The organism is Streptomyces sp. NBC_00647 (genome assembly GCF_045207245.1).
GTDB lineage: Bacteria > Actinomycetota > Actinomycetes > Streptomycetales > Streptomycetaceae > Streptomyces.
The window spans coordinates 9,627,204-9,641,767 of record NZ_CP109040.1; the positions used below are offsets into that span (position 1 = coordinate 9,627,204).

At 69.4% G+C, this 14,564-nt stretch carries 13 protein-coding genes; 7 read left to right on the plus strand and 6 right to left on the minus strand.

What is annotated here, in order from left to right; genetic code table 11:
- Window positions 1–165 precede the first annotated feature (165 nt).
- From OG788_RS42370 to OG788_RS42380, 3 genes are all read left to right on the plus strand, one after another.
- Window positions 166–438, plus strand: a complete 273-nt coding sequence (locus tag OG788_RS42370; RefSeq protein WP_406376212.1) for a hypothetical protein — start codon at window positions 166–168, stop codon at window positions 436–438.
- 138 nt (window positions 439–576) lie between these two features.
- Complete coding sequence (locus tag OG788_RS42375) at window positions 577–1,296, plus strand: DinB family protein (RefSeq protein WP_356755032.1); 720 nt, start codon at window positions 577–579, stop codon at window positions 1,294–1,296.
- 571 nt (window positions 1,297–1,867) lie between these two features.
- Window positions 1,868–3,025 carry an RNA-guided endonuclease InsQ/TnpB family protein gene (locus OG788_RS42380; RefSeq protein ID WP_406376988.1) on the plus strand — a complete coding sequence of 386 codons (1,158 nt, stop codon included), beginning with the start codon at window positions 1,868–1,870 and terminating at the stop codon, window positions 3,023–3,025.
- Window positions 3,026–3,096: 71 nt separating this feature from the next.
- On the opposite strand, the gene OG788_RS42385 is transcribed toward OG788_RS42380, so the two are convergent.
- Window positions 3,097–3,777 (minus strand): alpha/beta fold hydrolase, encoded by a 681-nt coding sequence (locus OG788_RS42385; protein ID WP_406376213.1) that lies wholly within the window; start codon window positions 3,775–3,777, stop codon window positions 3,097–3,099.
- A 486-nt stretch (window positions 3,778–4,263) separates the two neighbouring features.
- Entirely contained in the window at window positions 4,264–5,424 is a 1,161-nt protein-coding gene (locus tag OG788_RS42390) for a hypothetical protein (protein WP_406376214.1), read from the minus strand.
- A gap of 294 nt (window positions 5,425–5,718) precedes the next feature.
- On the opposite strand from OG788_RS42390, the gene OG788_RS42395 reads away from it, so the two are divergent.
- Window positions 5,719–6,516, plus strand: coding sequence for a hypothetical protein (locus OG788_RS42395; RefSeq protein WP_406376215.1), 798 nt, complete (start codon window positions 5,719–5,721; stop codon window positions 6,514–6,516).
- A gap of 196 nt (window positions 6,517–6,712) precedes the next feature.
- On the opposite strand, the gene OG788_RS42400 is transcribed toward OG788_RS42395, so the two are convergent.
- Complete coding sequence (locus OG788_RS42400; RefSeq protein ID WP_406376216.1) at window positions 6,713–7,927, minus strand: MFS transporter; 1,215 nt, start codon at window positions 7,925–7,927, stop codon at window positions 6,713–6,715.
- Window positions 7,928–7,995: 68 nt separating this feature from the next.
- Between OG788_RS42400 and OG788_RS42405 the strand changes: the two genes are divergently transcribed.
- Window positions 7,996–8,391, plus strand: a complete 396-nt coding sequence (locus tag OG788_RS42405) for a MerR family transcriptional regulator (protein ID WP_406376217.1) — start codon at window positions 7,996–7,998, stop codon at window positions 8,389–8,391.
- A gap of 29 nt (window positions 8,392–8,420) precedes the next feature.
- Here the strand turns inward: OG788_RS42405 and OG788_RS42410 are convergent, their stop codons facing one another.
- Window positions 8,421–9,533, minus strand: a complete 1,113-nt coding sequence (locus tag OG788_RS42410) for an LLM class flavin-dependent oxidoreductase (protein ID WP_406376218.1) — start codon at window positions 9,531–9,533, stop codon at window positions 8,421–8,423.
- 125 nt (window positions 9,534–9,658) lie between these two features.
- On the opposite strand from OG788_RS42410, the gene OG788_RS42415 reads away from it, so the two are divergent.
- Together OG788_RS42415 and OG788_RS42420 are read left to right on the plus strand one after the other, a co-directional pair.
- Window positions 9,659–9,889 carry an e9imm peptide gene (locus OG788_RS42415; protein WP_406376219.1) on the plus strand — a complete coding sequence of 77 codons (231 nt, stop codon included), beginning with the start codon at window positions 9,659–9,661 and terminating at the stop codon, window positions 9,887–9,889.
- A gap of 260 nt (window positions 9,890–10,149) precedes the next feature.
- On the plus strand, window positions 10,150–11,625 hold the full coding sequence (locus OG788_RS42420; RefSeq protein WP_406376220.1) for an FG-GAP-like repeat-containing protein: 1,476 nt from the start codon (window positions 10,150–10,152) through the stop codon (window positions 11,623–11,625).
- Between the two features lie 482 nt (window positions 11,626–12,107).
- Here the strand turns inward: OG788_RS42420 and OG788_RS42425 are convergent, their stop codons facing one another.
- Window positions 12,108–13,826 (minus strand): hypothetical protein, encoded by a 1,719-nt coding sequence (locus tag OG788_RS42425; protein WP_406376221.1) that lies wholly within the window; start codon window positions 13,824–13,826, stop codon window positions 12,108–12,110.
- 272 nt (window positions 13,827–14,098) lie between these two features.
- Window positions 14,099–14,503 carry a ribosomal protein L7/L12 gene (locus OG788_RS42430; protein ID WP_406376222.1) on the minus strand — a complete coding sequence of 135 codons (405 nt, stop codon included), beginning with the start codon at window positions 14,501–14,503 and terminating at the stop codon, window positions 14,099–14,101.
- Between the last annotated feature and the right edge of the window lie 61 nt (window positions 14,504–14,564).

Here is a 14,564-nt window from a genome sequence, read left to right on the forward strand (position 1 = left end):
AGCCGTACGAGCAACTGGCCTCCGTCTACCAGCGGCACGGCCGGGACGCCGACGCACGCACCGTCCTGGTGGCCAAGCAGCGCAGCATGCGGTCCACTCTGGCGCTGCCGGCATGTCCTGTGGGGCTTCCTCCAGGATGCGACCGTCGGCTACGGGTATCGGCCGATGCGAGCCGGATGGCTCCTGGCGTGCCTTCTGATCATCGGCTCCACGCTCTTCGGGACGTGGCCGCCCACACCCGTGGGAGACGGTCCCTATCACTACCAGCCGGTCATCTACGCCCTCGATCCGCTGCTCTCCCTCGTCGACCTCGGCCAGGAGCGGGCGTACAGCCCGAGCGGGGCGATGCAGTGGGTGGCGATCGTCTTCGTCGGTACCGGCCGGCTGCCGGCGACCACCGTCGCGGCCGGTGCGGGCCGCGTCCTCCGCAGAACCTGAACCCTCCCAGGGTGCGGCGTTGAGGGTGGTGCCGCATTGGTCGGCGGGCGAGGAAATCGGTCGCGTCCCGTATGCCGAGCCGCTAACTTCCGCCTGAGCGCAGTGAGTTGCGAGACGCGAACGCGAGGGGAATCGGGCATGGAGATCAAGGGCGCGAGGACCGACCGGCTGGGTTTGCTGCTCGACCAGTTCGACCATGCCAGGGAGATGGCCCAGGTGCGGCTCACGGGGCTCAGCGACGAGGAGTACCTGTGGGAACCGGTGCCCGGAAGCTGGTCGATCAGACGCCGGGACCAGGCGACGACGCCCAGGGCGTTCGGGCCGGGCGAGTGGGTGCTCGACCTGGGCGCAGCGGACATCCCGGCCGGCGAGTACGCCGAGGTGGCCCGGCAGGCCGCCGGCGGTATGAGCGTGGCCAAGATTGCCGACGACTGGAGCGTGAGTGTCGAGCGGGTGGAGCAGATCCTCGCCCACACCGGCGCGCCGGAGCCGGACGATACGCCGGTCACGACCATCGCGTGGCGGCTTGGGCACCTGCACTTCCACTTCGCCGGCGGCTGGGAATGGACCTTCGGCGAACGACGGCACGAACCGAAGCTGCTGACCGACTTCACTCCCTCGGCCCCCTTGGCGCTCGAGCGGTTCTGGGCGCTGATCGACCGCTGGCGCGACAGCGTCGGCGCCGTCACCGACGAGCAGCTCGACACGGTCGGCTTCTCGCAGTACCCGTACGGCTCCGACCCCGACGACCCCTTCATCGCCGTACTGGCGGGGGCCAACCTCGAATTCATCCACCACATGGCCGAGATCGCGTTGCTCCGCGACCTGTGGCGGACCCGCCCCACCACCTCCGCCTAGGCCGGGCGCCGGCCTGCCGACCGGGTATGCCCGGCAGGCCGCAAGTACGTTCGCCGGCCCCTCCGTCGCCGTCGGCCCGGTTCTCGACGGACGGGTGTGAGGGCCCGAGACCGGGCAGGGATTCGGGCCCTCACGTGCCGCGCAACCGTCGGGGGCGTTTGCGCGATGACCTCTTCAACGAGATTCCGCCCCAGGGGATACGATCCGGCGCGCGGCTTTGACCGGACGTGCCGCGGGCGTGGCGTGAGACGCCCAAGACGAGGCGAACCTGCTGCGGCATGAGCTCTGCCCGGGGAGGGGCAGAACCACGACAGCGCCGCTTCGCCGGTGTTTCAGCGTGATCTAGCGCGGAACCCCGGGCAGTCACGCCCGGGACGAAGCGCTTCTCTGGACTGCTCTGCCCGCGCGGGCGCCCGGGCCTGCACCGTGGACCTGAGTCGGGTCGCTTCTGGTTCTCAATGCGGTGTGAAGACCACGTGGGCATGGAGGGTGTAGGCGACGGTGCGACCCTGGCGGATATGGGAGTTTGGCTCCCAGCGTGGGGACATCGATCAGCGATACGGTCGTGGTCATGAAACTCGTGACGCAGGTGAAGCTGATGCCGGAGGCGGAGCAGGCCGCCGCGCTGTCGTTGACGCTGCGCACGGTCAGCGAGGCAGCCTGCTGGGTGTCGGCGGTGGCGTTCGAGCACGGTGTCCCGCGTGAGTACGAGCTGCGCAAGCACACCTATGGTGAACTGCGGTCGCGGGGGCTGGGGGCGCAGGCCGCCCAGCACGTCATCAAGAAGACCCGCGACGCCTACACAACGCTCAGAGCCAACATCAAGGCCGGGAGCCTGGGGAAGCCGGGATCGACGCGCCGAACCAAGGCCGAGTCCAAGCCGATCACCTTCCGGCGTGAGGCCGCGCAGCCGTATGACGACCGGTGTTTGAGCTGGCAGTACGACGTGCGGACCGTTTCGATCTGGACGACCGCCGGGCGTATCAAGAACGTCCGCTTCGCCTGCTCAACTGACGCACTCAAGTTGCTCAGGGAGCACCGGCAGGGCGAGTCTGATCTGATCGAGCGTGACGGCGTGTTCTACCTGATCGCGACCTGCGATGTGCCTGAGGCCGAGCAGTACGAGCCCGACCACTTCATCGGCGTGGACTTCGGCATCGTCAACATCGCTACCACCTCCGCCGGCTACCAGGCCGCCGGGCGTGGCCTGAACCGGTACCGCAAGCGGCAACTCGACCTGCGCAAGAAGCTGCAGGCCAAGGGCACCAAGTCCGCCAAGCGGCTGTTGAAGAAGCGCAACCGGCGCGAGCAGCGGCATGCGAAGAACCAGAACCACATCATCGCCAAGACGATCGTGACCGAGGCTGAACGCACCTCGGCCGGGATCTCCCTGGAAGAACTCAGGGGAATCCGGCAGAGGGTACGGCTCCGCAAGCCCCAACGGGTCGCGCTCCATTCCTGGGCCTTCGCCCAGCTCGCAGACTTCATCGTCTACAAGGCCCACCGGACTGGCGTCCCCGTGGTCTTCGTCGATCCCGCCAACACGTCGCAGCAGTGCTGCGCGTGCGGCCACACCGACAAGAAGAACCGGGCAAGCCAGGCCCTCTTCTCCTGCCGGAACTGCGGGGTCGTTGCCCACGCAGACCGGAACGCTTCCCACAACATCGCCCACAAGGGCGAGGCTGTGTGGACTGCGGGGCGTGAGTCACGCGTCCCTGACACCCCGTAGGGGTGTCAGGACGGAGGAGCCCACCCAGCAGCCAGTTGGGCGCTACCTCCAAGCCCGGTCCTTTGGCCGGGTCAAGTTGACGGCAGATACGCGATGAGTCGGTCGACGAGGGGAACCGGGTGCGACAGCGCGGCCAGGTGCCCACCGGGAATCGTCTCGGCCTCGACCCCTAGACGATCGCGGGCGACTCGGCGCTGGAACTCCAGGGGGAAGAACCGGTCGTCGGCCGCGGCAAACACGTGTGTGGTCACGTCGGGCCACGTGCGGATGTCGCAGGGCTGGTTGAAGGCGATGTCGGCCTCGGGCCCCTGGTGATCCGCTCCGGCGGCGGCGACTTCGGCCGGCACGTCGTGCAGGAAGTACGTGTCCAGGTCGATTTCCGCGGTGTATCCACCTGCTTCGGCCGCCGTGATACGGGCCTGCTCTGATCCGGTGTTGCCCCACCACTGCCCTGGCGTCTCGCCCGGCAGCGGAATCATCGCGTTGACGAGCACCAGCAGTTCTACGGAGGTGCGGGCGCAGGCCATCGGCGCGGTGAACCCGCCCATCGACTGGGCCACCACTACGACGCCGCGGCGATCACCGACGGCCGCGACGACCGCGTCGGCGTACTCGGGCAGCCCCGAGGACTCGTCGGCGCCGGGCAGATCGAGGGCGATGACCTCATGCCCTCGGCTCCGCAACGCGGACGCCACACGATGCCAGTACCAGGCCGAACCCCCGGCCCCGGGAACCAGGACGAACATGCTCATCCTCACTTCCATCCGTTTCACCCTCAGGACATACCGACCGCCGGGAGCGACGAAAGTCATCGGTGGCAGCCGCGGGTATGTGTATCCCTTCGGCACGCGGGAGACCGTACGCAACCGCGGGTGCGGTGTCGGGGTGAGGTCTGCGCGTTTGCGTCCCTCGTCCGGCGTGGTGTGCATGCAGGGTCATGCGTTAGCATTGATCTTGAGCAGATCGGCGGAAGACGCGCCGGTTCGCGATGCGTTGGTGGTCCAAGGAAAGACGCCCCGCTTCCTGCGGGGAAATGCAGGTGCAAGGCCTGCCCGGCGCTCTGTGAAGACCCTGTCCCGTGCAGTGCGGGACAGGGTCTTTTTTTGAGAGGCACCGCTTCCGTGGGGGCTGGGACAGCCGTCGCGAGCTGGATCGTCACCCCGTGAGACCCGACCTGATGCCGCAGCACCCGACCTCATGTCGCCACCAGGTGGTAGCCGCTGGGATCGCCACGCGGTCTACCGTTCAGCTCGTTCCGTCACCGGGGCCTCCGCGGCCTCCGCAGTGTCACGGCCCCCGGCCAGGCGCAGTGTCACGAGGGCCGCCATCCCCGCAACGGTGCCGAAGGTGAGCGCGGCCGGGACACCGACGCCCAGGTTCGAGAAGAGGTGGACAGGGCCCCACACGGCGACCGTGTCGTCGATCGCCATGTGCAGCACCTGACTCGCCAACAGCCCCAGCACGGTTGCGCAGACCGCGCCGATCGCCATCGCCGGAACCGTGGCCCGGGTGAGCAGGCCGGGCAGGAGCCGCAGCGCCCACCACACGACGGCCAGCGCGAGCACGTCGGCGGCCCGGTAGAGCAGCCAGTCGCCGAGCGGCGTGGTCGCCGGGCTCGTCCAGCTGCCGAGCAGCAGCCACTGACGCAGGAGGTCACCGGGTTCGGACAGCAGCCCTCCACCGACGAACGAGGTCTGGATCCGTGCCGCCACCGAATCGTACGAAAGGATCACCAGCGACAGCGCGACCACAGCGGTCCCGGCGCTCGCGGCCAGGCGGGCCGCGCGCGGAGGCACACTCTGCCGGGGCAGCGGGTCCTCACCCTTGGCGGTGACACGCGCCACGAGCACCGTGAGCAGGGCGGTCAAGAGGGCCGTGATCACCACGACCGGCCCGCTCGACGCGATCACGCTCGCCAGCTGCGGCAGGACCCGGTAGCTGCCGTGCCCTCGGGACGCGAGCAGCCACGGAGCGGAGACGGTCACGGCCAGCGTCCCGGCCACCGGCCCCCAGGCCCAGAGCGCGAGCAGCGTGGCCGGCGTACGGCCCTGCGTCGGCGGAATCCTGCGGATCAGGAGCAGCGAGCCCGCCACGAAGAACACGAAGACCGCCACGAACCTGATCTGCATCGCGGTGCCGTACAGCCCGGCGTACTGAGTGCTTCCGCTCACCACGGTGTCTCCGCCGGCGGCGCCAGGCCCGTCGGACAGCAGGTCCGCCGGGGGGCTGTACGACCACGGTGCCAGCCATCGCGTGAGTTCGCTCGCGGACTGAGCGTCGAACACGCTTGTGGTGCCGCGCAGTTGCAGTGCCTGTGTGCTCGCACCCGCCCACCACAGCAGCATCGTGATCACCAGGCCTCCGATCACAGCCGGTATCACCGCGCGCCGATACGTCATGTGCCTTCCCCCGCCTCGGACCTGCGTCCGTCAGTGTTTCGATCAACCGAAGAGTAGGGGGTGAAGATCGCTTGCGACACATGTCCGGTCGGGCAGTCGACTGTTCCGGCTTCAGCCGCCGTCGCCCCGAGCCCATGGCGCCACCGGGCCCAAGGGGGGCCGGTCCGGCGCTCCACGTCCGCGACCGGGCGTAGCCGTCAAGGGAGCCGCAACCAAGGTCAGTTGTACGGCGTGTGATCTGGTGGGACAGCGGTCGCCCGTCCCGATCGGAACCTGAACGCGAAGGGGGAGCCGATGACGCAGGACCCCGCAGGGGACGTGAGGTCGCAGGCCGGACCGGACCCCGGCCGGACCGGCACCGTGAAGGCGCGCGCAGTACGTCTGGTGTTCCGCCTCTTCATGGCTGCCCTCATCGTGTTGCTCGGCGTACGCACCTACGAGGAGACGGCCGTGGCACTCGCGCGGTCGAACGGGTCGCTGCGCACGGTCGGGGCCACTGTCACCGGACTGACAGGCCACACGGAGTCCGGGAGGGAGGGCGGAGGCCAGGACGGCGGCAGCGGGCGCTGGTTCGTCCACACCGAGTACACGATCGAACTGCGCGTCGGTGACGAGCTGAAGACGGTGGACGGCGTCCCGGACGATTCGGCGCACGGCCTCCAGGAGGGGCAGCGGGTCGAGGCGGGGTTGTGGCACGGGCGGATCGTGGAGATCGACGGGCGCGACGTGTGGCCCGGCTGGCACCCAGGCGCGTGGGACATCGCGCTGTTCGTGCTGTACCCACTGATCATGGGGTATCTGCTGGCCCTCGCCGTGGCCGCCTTCGCGTATGTCATGTGCCGCCGCGACCGGGTGCGGCTGGAGCGGCGGGACCGCGCCGGGCCCTGGCTGCTCGGGTTCCTCGTCGGGGTTGCGGCGATCTCCGCGCTCATCGGGTGCGCGGCTTTCGGGATCCGCCCCGTGTTCTGGCCGCTCGTTCCTGTCGGTGCCGGAACTGTGGCCGCGCTGGTGAGACTGCGGGTGGTGGTAGGGCGCATCCGGGCCGCCGGCACGATGGACGTATCCGACGGTGGCCGACCGGCCCCGGTGTGACGGCGTAGCTCGTCGCCCGAGGACGGTCGGCGGTGCGGGTGATCGGCGGAGGCCGCAGCCCTCCGCCGGTCCCGTGCGAGTGCCGCAGACCCGGCCGTCCGGCCACGCAGGTCGCCGAGGCGCACGGGCTGGAGCACGTCGAGCTCGAGACCCTGCCGGTGTCGCCCCTCGACCGACAGTGCTGCGTTCGCGTGTGTCACGGTGCTTCCTGCTCCGTTGGTGCGAAGGCGTGCTTCCGCGCGAGCGTGATCACGGCCAGGCTGAGGATTCCGAGCCCTGCCGCGGCGACGGCGTCGGCGGTGATGTCGACACGCTGCAGGAGTATGCCGCCGATGATGCCGCCGAGTGCCATGGCCGCGTTCCACAACGTCACAAGGATGGCTTGCGCGGTGTCGGCGACGGCTGGGCCGCGTCGCATCCCCGCATGACCGGCCGCGGTCTGGAGGAGCGTGGGTGTACCGCCCCATCCCAGGCCCCACGCGACGGCTGCGACCCAGACGGCGGCCTGTGCCGTGGTGGTGGCGAAGACGGCCGTGCCGACGGTGAACAGCGTTGCGGCGGTCAGCGCGAGGCCACGAGGGTGTCTGTCGATGTGACGGCCGGTGTACCAGATGCTGACCAGGCAGGCGATGCCGAAGGTCAGCAGGATCGCGTCCACTGCGGTGGCGAGGCCGGCGTGACGCAGGTACGGCGCGATGTACGCGTAGAGGATGGTGTGGCCGAGGACGAAGGTCACGACGACGACCAGGGTGGCGGTGACCCCAGGGACCCGGAGTGTCTGCAGGGCGGTCGGCTTGGGCTCTTCAGCCGCCGCCGTCGTCTCGTTGACGGCGGGAACGCTGACCGTGATCCACGCGAGGACGGCGAGGGTGATCACTGAGACGGCCGCGAAGGACGCTCGCCACCCGATCTGTTGCCCGATCAGCGTCCCGGTGGGAACTCCCAGCGACAGCGCCAGGGGAATCCCGGTCATCGCGATCGCGATGGCACGTCCTTCCTGACCGGTGGGCGCGATACGCCGCGCGTATCCGGCAAGGATGGCCCACGCGAGTCCGGCGGCGACGCCGGCGAGGAACCGTGAGACAAGCAGGACCGTGTAGCCGGGCGCGGCAGCGGTGAGCGTGTTCGCGACCAGGAAGGCGGTCATGGCGCTCAGCAGCAGTGGCTTGCGCCGAACTCCCGCCGTGGCAGCGGCCAACGGTATGGCGGTGAGGGCCGTACCGGTGGCGTACACGGTGACGGTCTGGCCCGCCGCACCGGAGCTGACGCCGATGGAGGAGGACATCTGCGGGAGGACGCCCGCCGGGAGGGTCTCGGTCAGGCTGGTGATGAAGACCGCGGTGCCCAGTGCAAGGAGCGCGGACCAGGGCAGGGCATCACGTCTTGTAGGAGAGGCTGTTGTGGTCGTCATGCACTGATCGTGAAACCCTCACATTGATGTGATGGTCAAGCTCGGACCGCGCGGCTACGCTCGAGCATGTGCGGATCGGTGAACTGTGCCGCCTGACGGGTGTGTCCCGGCGTCTGTTGCGGTACTACGAGGAGCAGGGTCTGATCGTGCCGGATCGGACGACGAACGGATACCGTGACTACGACGAGCGGTACGTGGACCGCGTGAAGCAGATACGCGGTCTGCTGGCGGCGGGGTTGCCGACCCGGGTCATCAAGCAGATCCTGCCGTGCCTGGACAAGCCCAGGTCCATTCACTTCCCGGACGCGACCCCGGAGATGCTGGCGTTGCTGACTTCGGAGCGGGACAAGCTCACCGACCGGATCGAGGTGCTCACCCGCAACCGGAACGCGATGACCGAGTATTTGGCCGAGGTGGAGCACCATCGCGCCCCGGTTGTGTCGAGTCAACTGGACAGCGTCTGATCAACTACGCGGGGCCTGAGGCGAGTTCCTCACCGGACAAGCTCCTGGACGATCCTGGCGCCGTCATCCGAGAGCACGGCGGGGCGCAGCCGAACCCCGCTCAGGCCGAACTGTTCACGCCAGCGGCCGAGTTCGCGGGCGAGGTGGTCCGCGGTACCGACCAACACCTGTGTGTCCGGTGCCCAGACGAAGCCGGCCGCTTCGTTCAGCCGGGCCAGCCTCGCCTCCGCGTGCTCGGCAGTGTCGCCCAGGACAACCGCCACATCCGCGTACACCTCGGTCCCGGCGGCGTCCGGCGTCAGCCTCTCGATTTCTCGAAACGCCGTCAGGAGCGCGGGAATCGGATGCTCCTGGGACGGAGTCACGAAGACCCGGTCCGCGACGGCGGCAGCGAGTCGATACGGCTCCAGGGCATGGTGCGCGAGCACCGCGACCTTCGGGGTGCTCGGCACCGGGACGGTCAGCGGGCCGGCCGCCGGGTACCTCTCCCTGCCGGTGAGCCGCAACGGGGCGACCATGTCCCGGTGCAGGAACGTGTCCCCGGAGCTCAGGCTCTCGGCGGGAAACGTCTTCCACAGCTCGCGCACTGTTCGCACGTAGTCCTCGGCATCACGAAAGAGGTCCCGCAGCCGGCGTGCGATGCGAGTCGGGACGTACACGTCCTCGGGCAGCAGTTGAGGCGTCGCCGGTCCACCGACCACGGTGGCGTCGCGCGCGTCGGCGGAAACCTGCGGCCGCCACACCACCCGGCCGGGCCCTATCGCCGCCAAGGATGCCAGCTGGACGGCGATGTGGAACGGGTCGGTGTGCGTCACGTTGCGCGAGACGACCACTTCGCTGATGTCCGTCGTCGCCAGCAGGACCGCTGCGGTGACCAGAGGATCGAGCCTGCCGCGTACCCGGTCGTGGGCCTGGTCGGCCGTACCGAACCGGTCGGTCTGCAGGCTCAGACCGTCCTCGAGCGTGACGAAGTCGACGCCACCTGACGCGGCCGCGCGCCCCCAGTCCGTCCAGTAGCCGCCCTTGAAAACCTCCTCGGCATCAGTCACCGACGACAACAGCCACGAGGCAGGGTGCCAACCCGTGCCCTCCAACGCCAGGCCGATCCGAAACGAGCCGGGATTCATCGAGTCCTTTTCCATGACTCGATTGCACAACCATCACACCGATGTGAAGGTCAACCCGTCAACAACCTCCCGACCCGCAACACCAGGGACCTGTCCGGGAGATCACGCGTGCGGTTGGGCTGACTCTGCGGAGGGATCTGATGAGTGCTGTGGAGATGAGTCGCGCGGAGGCGGTCGCGCTTGTGCAGCGGGTCATGCGAGCGGACCACGCCTCGGACGAAGAGGCGGACGCCTGGCTGGAGAGGCTCGACAGAGCTCTGGCATGCCCGTCCGGTCATGTCTGCGACCTGATCTTCTGGCCGCCGGAGCGGGAACTCTCGGCCGAAGAGGTAGTAGATCAGGCCCTGGCGTATCGGCCGATCGCGTTGTGAGGCCGGGACTGAGCTCAGACGCCGGATGAGCACGTCGGTGATGCCGGAGCCACGCTGCTCGAGGCGGGGCACGCAGCCGGTCGCGCACCTCTTCGCCGGTCTCGACGCTCGTCGTGCGGCGCGCGGTGCCGGTCCCTGGGCGACTTCCATCCGTTCAAGTGCCGTTCACCGCACAACCATCAGCCGTTGCCGCGTGTCTCGCAGGTGAGTCACATCCGCGCGCACGCGTCTCGACGTCGCTCGCGCTCAAAGGAGGAACCGTGAGCATCCGCCGACCCGCCCTGTCGACCGCCGTAGCCGCCGCGCTGATCGGGTCGTTCAGCGTACCGATCGTCGCGGGCACCGCATCCGCGAAGGACGGCGCCGCCACCGTGCGCGAGGACTTCAACGGCGACGGCTACCAGGACCTCGCCGTCGCAGCCCCCGGCGGGACGGTCAATGGGCATACGTGGGCCGGCTACATCACGATCACCTACGGCTCGGCGCACGACCTCGACCCCGAGCGCACCATGGTCATCACCCAGGACACTCCTGGTGTGCCCGGCGTCCCCAGCGACAACGCGCAATTCGGCTATGACATGATCTCCCGCGACCTGGACGGCGACGGCCTGACCGACCTGGCCCTGGTCACCCGCGAATACCGGCCGGAGGACAACATCGGCGGATCGGTGATCGTCCTGTGGGGCCGGCAGCTCGGCATGTCCGGCCAGGACGCCGTCCGCCTCGACGCACCGGCGAACGCCCAGGTCGGCGAAGACATCACCGCCGGCGACTTCGACAGCGACGGGCACACGGACCTGTTCATGGGCAACAGCGAAGACTCCTACGACTACCACGACGTGCTCTACGGCCCCATCGACCGGGGCGGCTCTCCCGCCCGCGATCAGCGGCTGCAGGTGTACAGCACCGACAACACCATCAACTCCACCGCCGCGGGCGACTTCAACGGCGACGGCATCGAGGACCTCGCGACCTTCTACGTCTACGAGAACCACGCCGAGGGCGGCAAGCTGTGGCTCGGCACGAAGGACGGCCTGTCCACCGTCCCGCAACGGCTGACCTCCGCCGCCAGCACCGCCGTCGCCGACTTCGACCAGGACGGCTACGCCGACCTCGCCACCCGGATCTTCCCCAACGGTGACACCGAGAACGTGGAGGACCCCGGCACCGTCAAGATCTACTACGGCTCGCCGGCCGGCCCCAGCCAGACCCGCACGCGGACGATCACGCAGAACACGGCGGGCGTGCCCGGGGTGAGCGAGAAGAGCGACCAGTTCGGCGGGCGGCTGAGCGCGGGCGACGTGAACGGCGACGGATACCCCGACCTGGCAGTCGGTGTCCCCGGAGAGGCGATCGGCTCGAAGAAGAAGGCAGGCGCCGTGGTGCTGCTCAAGGGCGGCAGGGCCGGACTCACCGGCACCGGCGCGCAGGCCTTCCACCAGGACACGGCGAGCGTGCCGGGCGTCGCGGAGTCCGGCGACCTGTTCGGCGGTTCGATACGACTGCTCGACGTGACCCGTGACGGCAGGGCGGACCTGGTCGCGGGCGCGCCTGGCGAGAACCTGGGGAACGTCGTGAACGGCGGCGCGGTATGGCTGCTGCGCGGCGCCGCCTCCGGCCTGACGGCCTCGAAGTCGGTCGCGCAGAACCCGACGGACATCGGGGCACCGGCGGCGAAGGCGTTGTTCGGCGAGAACCTGAGCGGCGACAACGGCCCCGGAATGGCCATCCCGTAGAGCTCACGACACGTCAATCAGCGGCCTTCTGGGACCGTGGGACCGCAGGCAGCGAGACCTGGAGCCGGTGAAGCCCGCGGGTTCCCATCCGCGGGCGCATCATCGAGTGGCTCAGCCCGCGGGTCGCGGAAGAGCCCTGATCGACGAGCATCAAGGATGCGGATCAAGGTTCGGCGAGGCTCGAGTCGCGCGCATTCCACGCGCGGCCGCAGCCTCGCCAGGATCTGTCGGGCTTCGTCGCGGACGCCGGCGTCTTGGTCCGTCGCGAGCTTGCTCAACTGCTTGATCAGCAGGTCCGTGCCTTCGGTCGTCATCCACTCGGGATCACAGTCCAGAGCAGCACCGAGATGATCCAGCGCGTCGTCGGTGGTCGCGCGGCCGCAGGCCAGGAGGACATGACGCAGGCCGATGGTGTCTTTGCGCTCGAGCAGGGCTTCTGCCGTCTCCTGGATGACCAGCTGAACTGAACTGACCTGTCGACGTCAGGACAGCGGGGGCAGTTCACCTCCGGAGGCTGCGTCGTCTTCGGAGGCGAGCGTCTCCTTGATGGCGCGGAAGAAGGACCTCCGCTCGACCAGCTGCGCACCCGGCACCTCGGCCAGCGGCTCGGGGCGGTGCCCGAAGCCGGCCGGTGGCGAGGGCAGTCCCAGCGCCGCGAAGGCCTCGTCGAGGTGCTGCCGTGGATCACCGGTGCCCCGCAGAATCGCGGTGAGGGGGCGAGCGTCCGACGTCCCGTAGGCCGCCGCCAGCGCGGCAGCCCGCTCCGCCGCCTCCTCCTGGGTCGGCATCTCGGCCGGATCGGCCCACCAGACGTGTGCGGCCACCAGGCGGCCGTCGCGGTACAGGTGGAGCGTGTAGTCCGCCCCCTCCTTGACCGCCACCAGCACAGGCCACTTCTCACCCCGGCTGAACGTGCCCGCCAGACCGGGAAGCCCGCCCTCGCCGAGCAGGGTCCCTCGTACGCCCCTGCGGCGGCCCGGCGGATCCGCCGAGGGCGCGATCTCGACGAACGTGCCGCCGCCGCGCGCCGGAGCGAGACGCATGGTCGTGCCGGTGATCAGGATCGCCTCGCGGACGTCCCGCAGCGTCGCTCCGGCGAGCGCGAAGGCCATGGCGGCGGTCTGGGCAGCCCCATTCTCCGAGGTCGTTGAGGTCGTCGAGGTCGCCGCACCCGCCGCGTCGCCGAAAGCCGGCGCCGGTACGGAGCCGCCGAAGTACGGCGTCCGGCGGGCGACATGCACCCGGACCGCGCGGCGCATCAGAAGGAAGATCTCTCTCGGGTCACCCATGTACGCCCAGGGAAAGGTACGAGCGTCGGTGCCGATGAGGCGGAAGACCTCCAGGGCCTCCGCCTCGCGCCCGGAGCGGATCAGCCCGAGCGCGAGATGGTTGCGGAAATCGGACGCCCGCTGGTCGCCCGGTTCGTACCCGGCGGACAGGTTCAGACCTGCCTCGACATGACCCTCGATGCGGGACCAGTCCACCGGGCCCCGCCCTCTGCCCGCCTTGTGCTCCAGCGCGTACTCGGTGACCGCGTGCAGGGGCAGTCCGCGCAGCGGTGAACTCTCGGGGGCCCCTGCGGCGGCCGCCTCTGCGAACTCGAACATCTCCGCGTGGGAGCCGTACCACTTCTGAGCCAGATACTGCACCGCGCGCGCGTGGAGCCCCAGATGGTGCGCGTCGGCCTCGCGCCCCCGCGCCAGGTACTCGTCGAACACGGGGCGGGGAGCGCCGAGCCCCATGGCGTGGGCGATGAGGATCCGCCAGGGTACGGGGTCGCCGGGGTTGAGGTCGGCGGCCGTCCGCAGGACCGGTTCGGCGTCGCGCAGGACAGCGCGAAACGCCTGGAACTGCTCCTGAGACACATGGCGGGCACGCGCGGCGGTGCGGATCTCCCAGGCGCGACTGATCTCCAGTTCGGCCGCGACCAGCGCGAGATCGGGGTCGCCGGGCCGCTCCCGGCGCCAGTCGTCGAGCCATCCAGTGTGGTGCAGAGCGAGTTCGGCCAGTCCGGCGGTGCACCGGCTGCGCCGGTCCCAGTCCCGGGCGGTGCGCGTCTGCGCCATCAGTTCCGCCGTCGGCTCCCAGCTCCCCGACCGGGCCGCGAACAGCGCGGCCCGCAGAGCGGAGTCCGGAGCGTCCACCTCCACCGCGCCGTCCGGCGGCATGTGCTCGCCGGTGGCCCCGAAATGACGCAGCATCCGAGGCATCGCGAATACACCGGGCAGATTGCCCACAACCCGTTCCTCCCTCAACGGCTCCCCGGCCGCCCGTGATTGATCTTCATCGAGCCGCACACCTTACCGACCGGGCGCGTCCTCCGACGTCGACGGGGCGTGCACTCGGAACCTGGTTGCGTCGAGGCCGTCTTGACGGTCGGCTGCGCCCCACCGCCGCCCACCCTCCCGCGCCCCGAGAACACGTCACCCGACGTGGACATGTGCCGGAGTGACGGTGTTCGGAAGGGCGGGGATCAAGCTCTCGGTCGGCTTGCGGGGCATCCGTCCGGAGACAAGAAGGGCGACGAGCACGGCCCCGCGTCCACCGGGCAGTCCTCGAGAGACAGCACCCGCTCACACCATCCGCAGAGCAATTCAGCTCGAGCGCCGACTGCGTCGAGGCGCCTCACCGCTTCCGTCGCGGCCTCAAAGCATGTCCGGTCGACCACCGTTGTCGGGCCGGCTTCGAGCAGCTGCTTGCTTCGCCATGCGCTCAGCCCAGTCACTGCCCGAACCACTTGGACAACGTCGATCCCGCGATCGCCGCCAGAGGACAGCACCACGTCGAACTCAGGCTCTTCCAGGGGAGACCTCCGCGACAAACGGCCTTCCCGGGCTCGGGAGCGGGAACGTGAAAGGCTTGGTGGGCACCGCACCATGGAAGCAGGTGATCGCCACGACCGCACGCTCGTTTCGCCTTGTGGACGAGCGCTACCAGGC